We start from the raw sequence: 17,080 nt of genomic DNA, 5'->3' as shown, positions 1-17,080 counted from the left end.
TATTCCTAATTACAAAAGATTGGAATATAAAAAGGCGCTCGTTTGAGCGCCTTTTTGTTATTAAGGATGGAATTAATTATTTGAAATCGGAAGCATCAACTCCTTCATTTACTTTAATTTCCAAAACTTTGAACTCAAAGTTCTGAGGTCCTACACTTTGTTTGATGATGAAAGGGAATTTGATTCCTGATACTTCTTTGTAATCGTCATAACCTAAGGTGCTGGTAAATTGCTGCCCTTGTACTTCTTGAACGCTCACTTCTTGAACTTTTAAGCCTGTTTCCACATCATAAAAAACAGATTTACTGTCATTTATTTTTAATTTATATACTTGTCTGTCGCCTACAGGCTCAATACCTTCCAGGGTAACATCGCCTGCGGCCAAATAATTCAATTCAGGGAACGCAGCAGATTCTTCCTTGATCTTGGCAACTTCTTCTGGTGAAAGGTCTTTACGCTGGCCTTGAACCATGGCATAACCAGTGTCTCCATCCAATACTTGTTTTTGCATGGAATTCCCCATTACTTTTACATCTTGCATGAATTGATCTTTGGAAGTTTTTTTCATTTCCAGTTCCAATTTCATGCCTTGCATTTCAGCTTCTGCCATCATGGAATAAGAATCTACTCCTTCCAATTTTGATTCACCGCCAATCGCTTCAATGTATTTTTCCAAAACTGCATTGGCATCCATGCCTTCAGGAACTGCCGCATTGTAGTCAGGTTTTTCTGTTTTGTTGGCATACTTGTCGTAAAAAAGTACAGGGACAGCCTTCCCTTTAAAAGTTACTTTTTCCAAGTTTTCCAAAACTTCGCTTCCTTTTCCTGTTACCACTACACGTGCATTGGTGGTGGAAAAATATTTTTGAGCGGCTTTCTGTACATCATCTTTGGTAATAGCATCGATACGTTCCAAATAGGTTTTGTAAAAATCTTTTGGAAGACCTTCGGTTTCGATGTTAAGGGCATAATTCGCAACAGTTTCTGGCTTTTCAAGCGCCATCACAAAACTTCCTGCGTATTTGGATTTGGCATTGGCCAATTCTTCATCGGTAACGGGTTCAGAAGTCATTTTGTCAATTTCTTTCAAAATTTCGACCACAGAACTATCGGTAACCGCATTACGAACCTGGGCAAAGGCATCAAATCGCATTGGGCTAAATTTATTGGCTCTGATTCCAGAGTAGGAACCGTACGTGTAGCCTTTATCTTCGCGCAAGTTTTTGAATAAACGTGCTTGGGAGCCTCCTCCCAAAATTCTGTTGGCCAAAAGCGCATCCAAATAATCTTCATCCTTCATCTTTAGATGGGTGATGTTTTCCACGGCAACTTCGGATTGTACCGCATTGGGCACATCCACAAAATTGATTTGGGTGTATTGCACATCTTTGGGATCCGTATAAGAAAATGAGGGCGGTGCTGCTTTGGTCCATGGAGTAAATGCTTCGGTCACCAATTCTTTCACAGTATCAAAGTCTACATCACCGATAACTACTAAATATGCATTGGCTGGAACAAAATAGGATCTGTAGAATTCTTCAACATCCATTAAAGTGACGTTGTTTACCGTTTCTTCGGTCATAAACTCCCCGTATGGGTGGTTTTTGCCATAGGCCAATGCTCCTTGCACTCTAGCAGCGATGGCAGAAACATCTTTTTCTTCGGATTTAATGGAAGTTAAAATAATGTTCTTTTCCTTTTCAAATTCTTCTTGGGTAAAGTCGGGATTTAAGGCCGCATCGGCCATCAATTCCAATACTCTTGGGAAATATTTTGACAAGGAACTTGCGAAAGCACTTTGATCTCCAATATAAATATTGGCCCCTAAGAAATCCACTTCTTCATAAAAGTCATCCTTAGGAATATTTTTGGACCCTTTGCCCAACATGCTTCCTGTTAGCGCAGATACGCCAGCTTTGTCACCTTCCAAAATGGGAGGGTTATCGATTGACAATTGAAGTCTAACTCGTGGTAGTTTGTGATTTTCCACCACCAATACCTTTAAACCATTCAACAGCTCAAAGCGAGCAGGTTCTTTTAAGTTGATTTGAGGTGCTGGCCCTGGTTTTGGAGGGGTAGTTCGGTTTATTTGAGCGTATGTGGCTGTTATAAAAAGCGACAGCGCGGCTAAAACAATATACTTTTTCATCTTAATTAGCGTCTTTTTGTTCTGGTAAGTATTCCAACTCAATACGTTGGTTTACCTTCAAATATTTTTTGGCTACTTCCATGATTTCCTCACGGGTAATGGAGCGGTAAATGTCAATTTCTGTGTTGATGAGGTTGGTGTCATCCTTCAACATGTAATTTTCGGCCAAAGAGTTAGCGATTCCCTCCACACTGCTATTGGCATTTACAAACTGGTTCTCGAATTTGTTCTGAAGTTTTTGATAATCTTTCTCAGAAATCAATTCCATTTGAATTTTCAAGATTTCTTCATCAATTTCATTTTTGATGTCTTGAATGGAGTTGTCACCGACTGGAAGTCCACCGACAATGTAAGAGCTGTAATCTTCGGCATCGATTGGTACAGAAAGTATCTGAAGGGCCATTTTCTTTTCGTCTACTAACTTTTTATACAATTTAGAACTTTCGCCATCACTCAAATAGGTGGAGATCATATTGATCACATAAGCGTCCCGTTGCCCTTGTCCTGGTGTTCTGTAGGCCAATAAAATTGCTGGGATTTGAATGTTTGGATCGTAATACTTTGCAAATTTGGTTTCAGTAATAGGATCTTCTTTTACATCTGGACGCTTTATTTCTGCCCCTCTAGGAATAGGTCCAAAATAATCTTCAATCATTTTTTTGGTCTTGGCAGTTTCAAAATCGCCAGCTACAACCAATACCCCATTGTTGGGCACATAGTAAGTTTTATTGAATTTTTTAAAATCATCCAAAGTGGCACTGGCCAAATGATCTAAAGAACCAATTACGCCCCAACGATATGGGTGTTTGGTGTACAGATTTTTCAGGATTTGCTCAAAAAACGCCCCGTAAGGTGCATTGTCTGTCCTTAGTCTTCTTTCTTCTTGAACCACTTCTTTTTGCGTATCCACCCCAACTTGACCAATAATTGGGTGCATCAAGCGTTCAGATTCCAGCCAAAGCCCCACTTCCAAACTGTTGGATGGAAATACCTCGTAATAATAGGTTCTGTCCAAAAAGGTGTTGGCATTGTTTCTACCTCCGTTTGCAGCCGTGATTTGGTCCCATTCACCTCTTTCGATGTTTTTGGTTCCCTCGAACAACAGGTGTTCAAAAAAGTGGGCGAATCCTGTTTTGTCTGGGTCTTCATCTTTAGAACCTACATGGTACATTACCGATGTTGTGACCACAGGGGCCGAATTGTCCTGGTGCAAGATCACGTGCAGACCATTGTCCAGGTCGTACTCCTCAAAATTTACCTCCTGTGCTGAAAGTAAAACTCCTGAAAAGACCAATGTTAATGTTGAAAACAAATGTTTTTTCATCGTAATAGTCAGTATTTAAAATTGATGTTGTTGTGAGGTTGGTAGTGATTTGGTGATCGATGTTACGTTAAATATAAAATAAAATTAGGAAGATATGCGGGAGATAAGGAACTCTTAACTTTAAAAAGTGGCATAATTCGCAAACATTCAGTACTTTAAACAGTGCATATAAAAAACAAGGCAATGAAAAGATTAACATTACCCATTCGATTTGGCATCGTTACCAGTGCTGTATTGATTGCCTATTTTTTGATTTTGGCAATCTTGGGAAAACACACCAACGTGTTTTATAGTTTGTTTAATGGCGTAATCACTGGATTCGGTATTTACGAGACTATTAAATATGAAAAATTACGGCGTGGAGATGCATTTAATTATAGCAGTGGCTTTACTTCGGGCTTAACTACTGGCTTTGTTGCCACGATTTTGTTCACCATATTTTTTGCATTTTATGCGACTGAATTGGATACTCAATTTTTGAATCATCTCTCATCCGCTTGGGCCAGTGATTACCAGAATTTTCAAGGAATTGTGTTTTTTACCGTGGCCATTATGGGATTTGCTACGACCTTGGTTTTGACTCTCTCTTTTATGCAATTGTTCAAAACCAGTAACAATGCCAAAAAAATTATAGGCTAAAACGGCAATAATACTTGTGGATTAAGGATTTAGCAGTATATTTGCACCCGCTAATTTTGATAAAGGCGGAATAATTTTAATCTAATCAACGCATTATGTACGCAATTGTAGAGATGGCAGGGCAGCAATTTAAAGTTGCAAAAGACCAAAAAGTGTACGTTCACCGTTTGCAAGAAGACGAAGGTAACAAAGTTACTTTCGATAAAGTTCTTCTTTTGGAAGATGGTGGTAACGTAACTATTGGCGCCCCGGTCATAGAAGGTGCGGCTGTAGAAGCCAAAGTAGTAAAACACCTTAAAGGAGATAAGGTAATCGTTTTCAAAAAGAAAAGACGTAAAGGTTACCAAAAGAAAAACGGTCACAGACAATATTTGACTGAGATTGTTGTTGAAGGTATTGTAGCTAAAGGTGCTAAAAAAGCAGCTCCAGCTAAAGCCAAAGAGGAAGCAAAACCTGCAGCTGAGCCAAAAAAGGCAGAAGCTAAAGCAGCAGCTCCTAAGAAAGAAGCTCCAAAAGCAACTGAGGATTTGAGTTCCAAAACTGTTGCTGAGTTGAAAGAAATGGCAAAAGCCAAAGAAATCAGCGGTTACTCTTCAATGAAGAAAGCCGAGCTTATCGAAGCATTAAGTAAATAAGACACGAACTAAAATTTATATATCATGGCTCACAAGAAAGGTGTAGGTAGTTCAAAAAACGGTAGAGAATCAGAATCGAAACGTCTTGGCGTTAAGATTTTTGGTGGTCAGGCAGCTGTAGCTGGTAATATCATTGTTAGACAACGTGGTACTAAGCACAACCCTGGTGACAATGTATACGCAGGAAAAGACCATACCTTGCATGCCAAGGTTGATGGTATTGTAAAGTTTGAAAAGAAAACTGGTGGAAAATCTTTTGTTTCCATCGAGCCTTTCCAAGCTTAAGACAAAGACCTATATAATTTAAAAGGCTCCACTTTAGTGGGGCCTTTTTATTTTACATCACTTTTAAAGGTTTTATAACCTAGCCGTAATATTCTGTTTAGCCCGATTGGTTTACTTGTACGTTTATTTCAAACGCAAGTAGTGGGCAATCACGATAAGGCATTTTTGATTTTCATTTGGATAGGTTGCTGCCTTTTTCCTTGTTTAGGTATTGCTCAAACCGCTACTGAAAATCAGATAGCCTATTTTCCACTCAAAGAACAGTTGGAAAAGGCCAAAGAACACCCTGAGAATACGAAAGAAATAGCTCAGGCATATCTACAACTGGGAGAATATTACCATTCTTTAGGCCTATTTTCAGAAGCTACCGAACAATACAATCTAGCTTTGGAACAGTTAGGGACTTCCCTTTCGGATAAATTGTTTATCACGCTCAACAATAATATTGGCAAAGTGTATTTGTCTTTGGGTAAATACGAACTCGCCGAACAACATTTTACTGAATCTTTACTAGCTTCAAGAAATCTTAATTATGATTTAGGATGGGCGACTTCTGCTGGACTTTTAGGCGCTAGCCATGAAAAGCAAGCAGAACACAAAGATGCCCTTGAGGATCAATTGCAAAGTCTTTCGCTTTTTGAAAAATTAAAAGACTCCTCTGGAATTGCTCTTACCAATGAAAATATTGGGAGTATATATGAGGATTTGGAGGAGTACGAACAAGCCCATCAGTACTTTGAAAAGGCGTATACTTTTTTTGAGGGGAGTACTACCGTTGAAGAAACCAACGTACTCAATAATTTAGGCGACATCTACAGAAAAACTTCGGACTACGAGGAAGCCCTGGTATTTACCACTAGATCTTTGGTACTAGCTGAAGAACTCAACGATTTACATCAGTTGGAAAGTGCCCACAAGGATTTGTCCAAGACGTACGCTTTAATGGGAGACTATGAAAAAGCCCATTCCCATTTATTGTTGGCTTCGGAGTTCAACAACCAAATGATCACTTCCCAAAACAGTGACCAGTTGAATGTGCTTCAGACCATTTTTGAGACCAATAAAAAAGAAGCGGAAATTGAATTATTGAAAGAGCAAGGTAAGGTAAGCAAGGCGAATCAAAATGTACTTTGGATAGCACTATTTGCCATCGCTGCGATTCTCACCCTTTTGTATTTCTATTTAGGAAGAAAAAAAGAAGCCAAAATCAAACTGCAAGAATACAAACAACGCATGCTTAAAGCAGAGTTGGAAAAGAAAGCCATAGAAGAGAAAAATCTACAACGTGAAGTGCAGCTAAAAACATCTTCCTTATCGAGATACAGTTTACATCTATCCCAAAAGAATAAAATCTTGTTGGACCTTTCTACAACCTTGACCAATATCGCATCCCGAAAAAACATGAACACTTCGGAGAAGATAAAGACCTTGGTCAAGGAAATAGATCACAATCTTCAAGAAGAAAACGAATGGGATGAATTCATGTCCTTTTTCAAAGAAATCCATCCAGAGTTCATCAAAAAACTGTCTTCGCTATCCGAAAATAGTTTATCTCCTGCCGAGCTAAGACTGGGCATGTTGTTGCGATTGAATTTATCCTCAAAGGAAATTGCCTCCATTTTACGGGTGACCCCAGATAGTGTTCGCGTGGCACGCTATCGACTCAGAAAAAAATTGCCCATCGACCAAAAAGAGGAGTTGGTAAACTTTATGGTTGACCTTTAGGCACTTTTGGCCCTGTCTCTTTACATAAAGTTAATCGCATGTAAATAAACTGTAATTGTTGCCTTGTTGTTAATGCCCATTTTTCGATTTGTTTCCCTTTTGTTCTCTTTTAGTTTAAATCATAAAGAGTTGATATACATAGTTTTGGATGACCAATTAATGTAATTCAAAATTCAACTGATGAACCTAACAAAACTCTTTTATGTAACGCTGTTTTTAGTGTTTGGAGCTCTTTCCGCACAAGCACAAACAGGAAACATCCAAGGAACCATTACCGATGAAAATGGTATTTATGTTCCTGGAGCAAACGTTTATATTCAATCCATTTCAAAAGGAGCGATATCTAATTTTGATGGAAAATTTACTCTTGTGGGAATTCCAGAGGGATCCTATACCCTATCCATTACCTATATGGGTTATTCCGATGTAGAACAAGAAGTTGCTGTAACTGCTGGTCAAACCACCGCAGTTAGTATTTCATTAAATCCCTCCAATGTGGAGTTGGATGAGGTACAAGTAAGTGCTTATGGATTAAGTGGACAGTCCAAAGCCTTGAACACCCAAAAAACCAACATGAACATTACCAATGTGGTTTCCACAGACCAAATTGGTAAATTCCCAGATGCCAATATCGGTGATGCTGTAAAACGTATACCAGGTATCACCATGCAAGTAGATCAAGGGGAGGCTAGAAATATTATTGTTCGTGGTTTGTCCCCACAATTAAACTCCGTTACCTTGAATGGTAGTAGGATTCCATCAGCAGAATCGGATAACCGTAACATTCAGATGGACCTTATTCCATCGGATATGATTCAGACTATCGAAGTAAACAAAGCCGTAACTCCTGATATGGATGGTGATGCCTTGGGAGGTTCCGTAAACTTGATTACCAGAACCGCACCTCAAGGATTCAGACTTTCTGCAACTTTAGGTTCAGGTGTCAACTTTATCACAGACAAAGGGATTTGGAACGGATCTATCTTGGTAGGTGACCGCACCAATGATGGTAAATTTGGATATATGCTTTCAGCCACTATTAACGATAACGATTTTGGTTCAGACAATATAGAAGCAGAATGGACGGACGAATTCGAATACAATACAGGAGCCGAAGATGATGAGGGTGAGCCTATTTTGGAGGAAGCCGATGTTGATCCTTATACCAACGTTACCGAACAACGTACCTATTTGGTGCAAAGGGTTAGAAGAAGTTTTGCTGCGAATTTTGATTACCAAATCAACGCCAACAACAACATCTATTTAAAAACCATGTACAACTGGAGAGACGACCGCGAGAATCGTTTTAGGTTGGAGCAGGAAATCTTGGATGGTGAAGACATAGAAGTGGGTGACTTTACCATCAATAATGGAGTATTGACTCGTTTTCCTGTGGAAGTTAAACGTCAGTCCAAAGGTGGTATTGCGGGTGGAAGAAACAATAACAGGCGTTTGGAAGATCAACGTATGCAGAACTACACTTTGGGGGGTGATCATTTATTCGGTTCGCTTAAAGTGGATTGGATGGCTTCTTATGCCAAAGCTTCCGAAGAGCGTTTGAACGAGCGTTATGCTGAATACGAATCGGAATATATTGTGAACAACGATAACAGCAATCCTAAATACCCTATCATGACGGCTGCCAATGCTGATGATTTCAATGATTTGGGCAATTTTGAATTTGGGGAAATTACCAACGAAAACCAGTACACCGAAGAAGAGGACATTAACTTCTTTGCCAATTTTGAATTGCCAGCCGATTTGTTTGGCAAAGGAGGTACTATCAAATTTGGAGGTAGAGGTCGTTTCAAGACTAAGTTAAGGGATAACGATTTCTACGAGTACGATTTGGAGGATATGTACCCAACTTTGGCCGATGTTCCTGTAAAATCTTATACAGACCCAGATTATTTGCCTGGATCAAAATACGTAGCAGGAAATTTTGCCAGTGAAGAGTGGTTGGGATCTTTGGATCTGAACAACGCCAACGGAGAAGCAATTTTAGATGAATTCTTACCAGGAAACTTTGAAGTAAAAGAAAATGTATTGGCCGCTTATGCCATGTTCAACCAAAAATTGACTGATAAGTTGAGTGTTTTGGCTGGTCTTCGTGTGGAAAACACCAAATTAGAATCTGAAGGAAACAGAGTAACCTATATTGAGGAAGATGAAGATGCTGGTATCGAAGAGGGAATCGAAGTAGAGCAAGTTTCTGATGAAAACTCTTATACCAACTTTTTGCCAGGTGTGCACTTTAAATATGATTTGAACAACAATACCATTTTACGTTTTGCTTGGACAAATACCTTGGCACGTCCAAACTATGCTGATTTAATTCCAAGAGCTGAGATTGTAAATGAAGACAGCGAAGTTGTTTTGGGGAATCCAGATTTGGACCCGACCACGTCTATGAACTTTGATGTAAATGCTGAACATTATTTTGAAAGCGTAGGAATTATTTCGGGAGGATTGTTCTATAAAAGAATCAACGATTTCATCTATACCTTTATCACCGAGGCCGAAGATGATTCATATGCACCTGGAACTGCAGGGTATGATGTATTCCAACCGTTGAATGGAGATTCAGCTTCCATTTTTGGAGCTGAGGTGTCTTTCCAAAGGCAATTGGATTTCTTGCCAGGGTTTGCCAAAAACTTTAGCATCTATTTGAACTATACCTATTTGACATCAAGCGCAGATGGAATTCGCAACGAGGATGGTGACGAGCGTACCGATTTGGATTTACCAAACACAGCGCCAAATATGTTCAACGGATCTTTGGGTTATGCCGATAAGAGATTCAGTGCAAGACTCTCAGCTAACTTTTCCGATTCTTATATTGATGAAATTGGTGGAAATCCTTTTGAAGACAGATACTACGACACACAGTTCTTCTTGGATTTTAATGCAACTTATGCCATCACCAATAATTTGAGAATCTATACCGATGTGAACAACATCACCAATCAGCCTTTGCGTTATTTCCAAGGCGTGAAGTCTAGAACCCAGCAAATGGAATTCTATGATATCCGTTTCACTTTTGGTTTGAAATACGATTTGTTCAAAAAATAATCGCAGTCAAAACTATTTGATTGCACCTAGTCACATCGAGCGCAGTCGAGATGTTTAGAACATTGAAACGTTCTCGACTGCGCTCGAACTGACATAAAAGTATACTTATGATTAAAAAATATATACCCATATTAATGGTGCTGGTCGCAATTTCCTGTAAAGAACAAGGAAGTAAACTGCCAGCCATTGCACCCGATATAATCACAGAAAAAACCCCAAACGATACCGATGACCCTGCCATTTGGATCAACCCTGAAGATGCATCAAAAAGTATTGTGTTTGGAACCGATAAGGAAACCAACGGGGGCATCTATGCTTTCGATCTGAACGGAAAAATCATCAAAGAAAAGTCCATTACAGGTGTTCAACGCCCAAATAATGTGGATTTGGAATATGGATTTCAATTGAATGACTCCGTTACTGTCGATGTAATTGCATTCACTGAAAGGGAAAAACAACAAATTCGTTTGTTTTCCGTGCCCGAAATGAAACCTTTGGACGATGGCGGTTTTCCAGTTTTTGAATATGAGACGAATATTGAAAATCGTTTGGCCATGGGAATCAGCCTGTACAAATCTCCCAAGGATTCAACGCTTTATGCCATTGTTGGTAGAAAAATTGGGCCTAGCGGATCGTATTTATACCAATATAAATTGGAATCTGACAGCATGGGAGTTACTGCCAATTTGGTTCGGAAATTTGGAAGCTTTACGGGTGGCAAAGAGATTGAGGCCATAGCCGTGGACAACGAATTGGGTTTTGTGTACTATTCTGATGAGGGGGAATGCGTTAAAAAATACTACGCTGAACCAAGTATGGGCAATGAGGAACTGGCCTGTTTTGGTGGTGAACACTTTTTAGAGGATATAGAGGGAATTGCCATTGCCAGATACCCCAATGGCGAGGGTTACATTATTGTATCTGATCAGCAGCGAGGACAATTCAATATTTTCTCCAGAAAGGATAACAGCTTTATCAAAGCAGTGAATCTATCCACCACCGAAACTGACGGTTGCGATGTGGTCACTGTTCCATTGAACGATACTTTTCCGAATGGCCTTTTCGCTGCCATGAACGATCAAAAAGACTTCTATTTTTACGATTTGGGCAAATTGGGTCTAAAAGTGGAATAATTCTTTTTGGTTAGTTGCACAACAGGTTATATTTAAGGGAATAACATTAAAAATGGCCTATAAACATACCATAGATCAGCAAACATTTTCATTTCCCGATCTAAAATCGGTTTTGGCCAAGGCCAGCCCTTTTAGAACGGGAGATTCCCTTGGGGGTTTGGCCGCCGAAAGCAACATGGAACGGGTTGCTGCCCAATGTGCCCTGAGCGAAATCCCTCTCAAGGATTTTTTAAATGAAGCCTTAATTCCCTACGAGCAAGATGAGGTGACCCGCTTGATTATGGATACGCATGATGAAGTTGCATTCCAAGAAATTTCAAGTTTTACCGTTGGCGATTTGCGCAATTGGTTGTTGACCCATGAGGTGGACACCCAAAAATTGTCCAATATTTCCAAAGGGTTGACTCCAGAAATGGTTGCGGCAGTATCTAAATTAATGCGCAACCAAGATTTAATTGCCGTTGCCCAAAAATGTGAGGTGGTGACCCAATTTCGGAATACACTCGGAAAAAAAGGGCAGCTATCCGTTCGTTTGCAGCCCAATCACCCGACCGATAATTTAAAAGGAATCGCGGCAAGCATAATCGATGGTCTTTTGTACGGAAGTGGAGATGCTGTTATTGGAATCAACCCCGTTACCGATAGTGTGGATATAGTTGGTGATCAACTTAAAATGATGGACGAGATTCGAATGCAATTCGAGATTCCAACCCAAATTTGTGTGTTGAGCCATTTGTCCACATCATTGGAATTGTTGGATAAAGCCCCTATAGATCTTGTTTTTCAATCTATCGGTGGCACCGAAAAGACCAACGCTTCCTTTGGAATCAATTTGGGAATGATACAAGAAGCCTACGAAGGTGCACTGGAATTAAATCGCGGTACTCTCGGTCAAAATGTAATGTATTTTGAAACAGGTCAAGGTTCTTCACTTTCTGCCAATGCGCATTGGAATGTAGATCAGCAAACCTGTGAAGCACGGGCTTATGCCGTAGCGCGTCATTTTGATCCGTTGTTGGTAAACTCGGTGGTCGGCTTTATCGGTCCAGAATATTTGTATGATGGCAAGCAAATTACCCGAGCTGGATTGGAAGACCATTTTTGTGGCAAATTGATGGGCTTGCCCATGGGGATGGATGTGTGCTACACCAATCATGCAGAAGCCGATCAAGACGATATGGATAATCTGTTGACACTTCTCGGAGTGGCAGGAGTCAACTTTATTATGGGAGTTCCAGGTTCCGATGATGTAATGTTGAATTATCAATCCACCTCATTTCACGATGCGCTTTATGTGAGAAAGGTGTTGGGTAAAAAACCAGCTCCCGAATTCGAAGCTTGGCTCGAAAAAATGGGAATCATGGATGAAAAAGGGGAACGAAGAAGCATTGAAGCATCACACAAACTTTTAAAACCGCTGTGATGAAATCGGAAAATAATACTCCAATAAAAAAAGACCCTTGGGAAGATTTGAAAACGTTTACCAATGCGCGGATTGCCTTGGGAAGTACGGGTAATGCCATTCCATTGGATGAGGTATTACAATTTCGGTTTGCCCATGCCAAGGCGAAAGATGCCATTGAATCGGAACTCGATATAGTTGATTTTAAAATGGAAATTGAATCTTGGGGCTTTCCAGTTTGGGAAGTGCAAAGTAGAGTCAATGGTAGAAATGAATATCTGCAACGCCCTGATTTGGGTCGCAAGTTGAACGAAATTTCAGAAAAAGAACTCCAAGAATCTCAACAGGAGTTTGATTTGGTTTTTGTGATAGCAGACGGACTTTCTGCCAATGCAGTGAACCAAAATGCGATTCCTGTATTAAAAGAATTGTTGCCAAAACTTGAGGGCTATAAAATCGGATTTGTTTTGGCCAAAATGGCGCGTGTTGCACTTAGCGACCCTATTGGTATTTTGCTCAAAGCTAAATTTGTGTCCATGTGCATTGGTGAGCGCCCTGGGCTTTCTTCACCAGAGAGTATGGGAATTTATACCACCTATGCCCCACAATTGGGATTGACCGATGAACGCAGGAATTGTATTTCCAACATACATTCAAACGGATTGAACAGCAAGGAGGGAGCTTCTTTGCTTTTCTATTTGATTCGACAATCCTTTGCTAAAAAAATTAGTGGTGTTGCTATTAAAATCAACCTAAAGGAGTTGCTGGAAGATTAAAACTGCAATTTTCTTTTTCGGGCGGTAATTTCCCATGTGGCCACCTTTTTGCCGTTTTCAATCACCGAGACCTCATCATGCAGATTGATCGTAGGGCAAATATGATAGGGAACCCCGTAAAAAACATCTCCAACTTTATAGTTGTCCCAATCTTTTACTTTGATCACTCCATGTTCTTCACTTTGGGAAAGCAATTCGTAATCTTCCAAATTGAGGAACTTGACACGTTTGTCAATCGGGTTTTCCGCAGCAACCGATTTATGTCCCAAATCCACTGTAATAATTCCCTCCGTTGGTTTTGAAATCACTCTCGTAACCAAAAGGGCAGCGGTTTTAAACTTCTGCTCGGTTAGTTTTTCACCATACCCCCAATCCCAAAGTACACAGGTTCCTGGACTGGTAATCCTGTTTTTTTCAATAAGGTGGGATGTAAAAGAAGGTGTACCTCCACAGATCATTTGCGCATCTTGATATTTTTCACGCACTGCTTTAAAATAGGCAGATACATCCTTGAGTCCAGTTTCTATTTTTTCATTGCGGACAGCAAATTCAGGGTCCCTCAAATGCCCATCATACACATGAAATCCTTTAAATTCAAGAGCTTTGCAGGTGTTTAAAAATGCCATTAAATCATCTAAACCCTCCCCGATTTTAATCCCTGATCGGTTCATTCCATTGTTGATGTCGATATAAATAGGAACGGTAACTTTTTCATCGGTTGCCAATTGATCCAATAGTTCAGCACTGTCTGTATTATCCAACAAAGTAGAAAATTGGGTATCTGGAAAATACTTTATCAGTTGAAGAAAACGCTTCACTTTTGGTCCAACCAATTGGTGTGCAATCAAAACAGAATTGGCACTTGCTTCGGCTGCAATTTCAGCTTCAGCGATGGTGGAGGCCTTAAAATGGGAAATCCCAGAGTCTATCAACAATGCCATTACCTTTGGCATTTTGTTGGTTTTTATGTGGGGCATCAACCTTTCCGTGTTTCCATCCACCAAGGAAATCATTTCTTCAATATTGAATTTTAGATGTTCCAAATACAATACAATTGAGGGAGAATCAACTGTTTCTATATTTTCAATTTCGTACCAGTTTTTCATGCTTTTCAGGATTGAAGGCTAAAGGTAAGGATCTAAATAAAATTTATATCCAACTTATCAAACATTAAAGAATGCATACTCTCTAACAGATTCAACCTTAATTTTTTGTAGATTTAAGGATATTAACCATTAATCTCTTCTTATGAAAAAAGTAATTATTGCTTCATTGATGGCCTGCACAATTTTATTTACAAGTTGCTTGGGGTCGTACAGTGCATTTAACAACCTTAGGGGGTGGAACCAAGGAGCTACGGACAGTAGGTTTCTAGACAATTTAATTTTCTGGGGACTTTGGATCGTGCCAGTATATGAATTATTCATATTGGGAGATACGTTAATTTTTAACGTGATAGAATTCTGGTCGGGATCTAATCCGATTGCCATGAAAGATGGGGAAAGTGAAACCCAAATGGTAGAACACGAAGGAAACACTTACAAAATGACCGCCACTAAAAACAGGGTGCAAGTTGCGGTGGTTGATGGTCCTAAAAAAGGAAAGAAAATCGATTTGGTGTACAAGCCAAGCGAAAAGTCATGGAATGCTGTTAGACCAAATGGAGAAATCATTAAGTTGTCTTCATTCGAAGAAGGTTTCTACATTGTGTATATGCCAAACGGAGAAAAAGTAAAAATCGACCCAATGAAGACGAGGGAAGAAGGTCTTGCTATTTTAAAGGAACATAAGACTTGCTATTATCAAGAAGCACTTTTGGCCGATTAAAAAAAGCTTAACCCAATAAAAAACCCATGGTGTTTGCCATGGGTTTTTTTATGATTAAAGATGAAATCTTAATATCTATAGTATTCAGGTTTAAAGGGACCTTCAACGGTAACACCAATATATTCGGCTTGGTCTTCCTTCAATTCGGTCAATTCAGCACCCAAACGAGCTAAATGCAATTTGGCCACTTTTTCGTCCAAATGTTTAGGTAACATATACACATCGTTCTCGTATTTGTCGCTAAACTTCCAAAGCTCAATTTGAGCCAAGGTTTGGTTCGTGAATGAATTACTCATTACAAAACTTGGGTGTCCTGTGGCGCAACCAAGGTTTACCAAACGTCCTTCGGCCAAAACAATTACATCTTTACCATCAATGGTATATTTATCCACTTGTGGTTTGATTTCATTTTTGGTGTTTCCGTAGTTTTTGTTCAACCAGGCCATATCAATTTCATTATCAAAATGCCCGATGTTACAAACAATAGCTTTATCCTTTAAGCCTCTAAAGTGCTCTTCACGGATAATATCTTTGTTTCCAGTTGTGGTGATAACAATATCAGCATTGCCAATAACAGTTTCCAATTTTTTAACTTCAAAACCGTCCATACAAGCTTGAAGCGCACAAATTGGGTCTATTTCGGTCACGGTAACAATGGCACCAGCTCCACGGAAAGAAGCTGCGGTACCTTTGCCCACATCACCATAACCAGCAACAACAACACGTTTTCCTGCCAACATGGTGTCGGTAGCTCTGCGGATGGCATCTACGGCACTTTCGCGACAACCGTATTTATTATCAAACTTGGATTTGGTCACAGAATCGTTCACGTTGATCGCAGGCATAGGAAGTGTTCCTTTCTTAACCCTTTCATACAAGCGGTGAACTCCAGTAGTAGTTTCTTCAGAAAGGCCTTTGATTCCAGCAGCCAATTCTGGGTATTGGTCCAACACCATATTGGTAAGGTCACCACCGTCATCCAAAATCATGTTCAATGGCTTTCTGTCTTCACCAAAGAACAAAGTCTGTTCTATACACCAATCAAATTCTTCTTCGTTCATTCCTTTCCAAGCATAAACAGGAACTCCTGCTGCTGCGATTGCAGCTGCTGCATGGTCTTGGGTAGAGAATATGTTACAAGAACTCCAAGTAACTTCCGCTCCAAGGGCAACCAAAGTTTCAATCAATACTGCAGTTTGAATGGTCATGTGCAAACAACCCGCAATTCTGGCACCTTTTAAAGGTTGTTCCGCTCCGTATTCTTCTCTCAACGCCATTAGTCCAGGCATTTCTGCCTCGGCAAGCTCAATTTCTTTTCTTCCCCAATCAGCTAGGGAGATATCCTTTACCTTAAATGGTACATACGGAATTGTCTTTGTGCTCATACTTTTTCTAAATTTACTTTTGTAGCTTAGCTTAAATAGTGCACAAAGATACAAATTCACTTAACTTTTGTTATGCCCATTTACAAAACCATAACAGTTTCACCCACCTCCAAGGTTTATATTTGGAAAGTTACCGAAGAAGAGGTCGAACTTTCTAAGAATGTGGAGCTTACCCCACATTGCCAAAATCGTATGGACGGGATGAAATCGGAGGCGCACAGAAGGGCATTTTTAAGCATTCGACACCTTTTGGCGGAAGCGGGTTATGTGGACCATGATCTCTATTATGATGACTTTGGAAAACCGCATTTAAAAGACGGAAAATTTATTTCCATTACCCATTCGCACAACTTTACGGGGATAATCGTAAGTGAAAGTGATGAGGTGGGCATTGATATTGAAATGCAGCGGGATAAAATTTTAAATATCGCCCATAAATTCACGCCCATTGAAGAGTATAAAACTTTGGCCAATGCCGAAGCTATTATTCGAAAACTGACCATAGTCTGGGGCGCCAAAGAATCTCTCTATAAAATATATGCAGAGCGCGGACTTAGCTTTTTAAGGCATATGAATGTCATCGATTTTTCTTTTGATGATAGCAGAACCGTGGCAGAGATTATGTATCATGGGAAAAAATCGCATTATGAAATCGAGTTCATGGAGTTTGAAGGATTTACCTGTGTATATGCCATTAAAATGATGGGTGGATAATATTTCCTTTTTGT

The 17,080-nt window shown here is 39.8% G+C and carries 14 protein-coding genes; 10 read left to right on the top strand and 4 right to left on the bottom strand.

All coding sequences use genetic code 11. The features are described from left to right. Nucleotides 1-76: 76 nt before the first annotated feature. Both BLQ18_RS01410 and BLQ18_RS01405 read right to left on the bottom strand, forming a co-directional pair. Nucleotides 77-2,149 carry a M16 family metallopeptidase gene (locus BLQ18_RS01410; protein WP_090291925.1) on the bottom strand — a complete coding sequence of 691 codons (2,073 nt, stop codon included), beginning with the start codon at nucleotides 2,147-2,149 and terminating at the stop codon, nucleotides 77-79. 1 nt (nucleotide 2,150) lies between these two features. After that, nucleotides 2,151-3,473: a M16 family metallopeptidase gene (locus tag BLQ18_RS01405; protein WP_090291923.1), complete on the bottom strand. Its 1,323-nt coding sequence runs from the start codon at nucleotides 3,471-3,473 to the stop codon at nucleotides 2,151-2,153. A gap of 183 nt (nucleotides 3,474-3,656) precedes the next feature. Between BLQ18_RS01405 and BLQ18_RS01400 the strand changes: the two genes are divergently transcribed. The 8 genes from BLQ18_RS01400 to eutC all read left to right on the top strand — a co-directional run bounded on the left by BLQ18_RS01400 (nucleotide 3,657) and on the right by eutC (nucleotide 13,140). Next, on the top strand, nucleotides 3,657-4,112 hold the full coding sequence (locus BLQ18_RS01400) for a DUF4199 domain-containing protein (protein WP_090291921.1): 456 nt from the start codon (nucleotides 3,657-3,659) through the stop codon (nucleotides 4,110-4,112). Nucleotides 4,113-4,207: 95 nt separating this feature from the next. Beyond that, the gene (rplU, locus tag BLQ18_RS01395; protein ID WP_090291919.1) at nucleotides 4,208-4,747 is read left to right on the top strand and encodes a 50S ribosomal protein L21; all 540 of its coding nucleotides are present in this window, start codon (nucleotides 4,208-4,210) and stop codon (nucleotides 4,745-4,747) included. A gap of 24 nt (nucleotides 4,748-4,771) precedes the next feature. After that, complete coding sequence (rpmA, locus tag BLQ18_RS01390; RefSeq protein WP_090291918.1) at nucleotides 4,772-5,032, top strand: 50S ribosomal protein L27; 261 nt, start codon at nucleotides 4,772-4,774, stop codon at nucleotides 5,030-5,032. Nucleotides 5,033-5,173: 141 nt separating this feature from the next. Beyond that, entirely contained in the window at nucleotides 5,174-6,757 is a 1,584-nt protein-coding gene (locus BLQ18_RS01385) for a tetratricopeptide repeat protein (protein ID WP_090291915.1), read from the top strand. A gap of 180 nt (nucleotides 6,758-6,937) precedes the next feature. Then, nucleotides 6,938-9,829, top strand: coding sequence for a TonB-dependent receptor (locus tag BLQ18_RS01380; protein WP_090291913.1), 2,892 nt, complete (start codon nucleotides 6,938-6,940; stop codon nucleotides 9,827-9,829). 107 nt (nucleotides 9,830-9,936) lie between these two features. Continuing rightward, complete coding sequence (locus tag BLQ18_RS01375; RefSeq protein WP_090291912.1) at nucleotides 9,937-10,962, top strand: phytase; 1,026 nt, start codon at nucleotides 9,937-9,939, stop codon at nucleotides 10,960-10,962. A gap of 52 nt (nucleotides 10,963-11,014) precedes the next feature. After that, nucleotides 11,015-12,385: an ethanolamine ammonia-lyase subunit EutB gene (locus BLQ18_RS01370; protein ID WP_090291910.1), complete on the top strand. Its 1,371-nt coding sequence runs from the start codon at nucleotides 11,015-11,017 to the stop codon at nucleotides 12,383-12,385. Then, entirely contained in the window at nucleotides 12,385-13,140 is a 756-nt protein-coding gene (gene eutC / locus BLQ18_RS01365; protein ID WP_090291908.1) for an ethanolamine ammonia-lyase subunit EutC, read from the top strand. The genes BLQ18_RS01370 and eutC overlap by 1 nt, the downstream gene beginning before the upstream one ends. Here eutC and BLQ18_RS01360 read toward each other — a convergent pair. Further along, nucleotides 13,137-14,246: a D-TA family PLP-dependent enzyme gene (locus BLQ18_RS01360; protein WP_090291907.1), complete on the bottom strand. Its 1,110-nt coding sequence runs from the start codon at nucleotides 14,244-14,246 to the stop codon at nucleotides 13,137-13,139. The two genes, eutC and BLQ18_RS01360, sit on opposite strands and share 4 nt — an antisense overlap. Nucleotides 14,247-14,388: 142 nt before the next feature. Between BLQ18_RS01360 and BLQ18_RS01355 the strand changes: the two genes are divergently transcribed. After that, on the top strand, nucleotides 14,389-14,967 hold the full coding sequence (locus tag BLQ18_RS01355) for a DUF3332 domain-containing protein (RefSeq protein WP_090291905.1): 579 nt from the start codon (nucleotides 14,389-14,391) through the stop codon (nucleotides 14,965-14,967). 68 nt (nucleotides 14,968-15,035) lie between these two features. Here BLQ18_RS01355 and ahcY read toward each other — a convergent pair whose 3' ends face one another. After that, nucleotides 15,036-16,352, bottom strand: a complete 1,317-nt coding sequence (gene ahcY / locus BLQ18_RS01350; protein WP_090291903.1) for an adenosylhomocysteinase — start codon at nucleotides 16,350-16,352, stop codon at nucleotides 15,036-15,038. Between the two features lie 72 nt (nucleotides 16,353-16,424). On the opposite strand from ahcY, the gene BLQ18_RS01345 reads away from it, so the two are divergent. Beyond that, entirely contained in the window at nucleotides 16,425-17,066 is a 642-nt protein-coding gene (locus tag BLQ18_RS01345) for a 4'-phosphopantetheinyl transferase family protein (protein ID WP_090291901.1), read from the top strand. Nucleotides 17,067-17,080 lie beyond the last annotated feature (14 nt).

The organism is Flagellimonas zhangzhouensis, assembly GCF_900102925.1.
Lineage (GTDB): Bacteria > Bacteroidota > Bacteroidia > Flavobacteriales > Flavobacteriaceae > Flagellimonas > Flagellimonas zhangzhouensis.
Note: the sequence above shows the minus strand (reverse complement) of the source record. Positions and strands in the feature narration are given on the sequence as shown.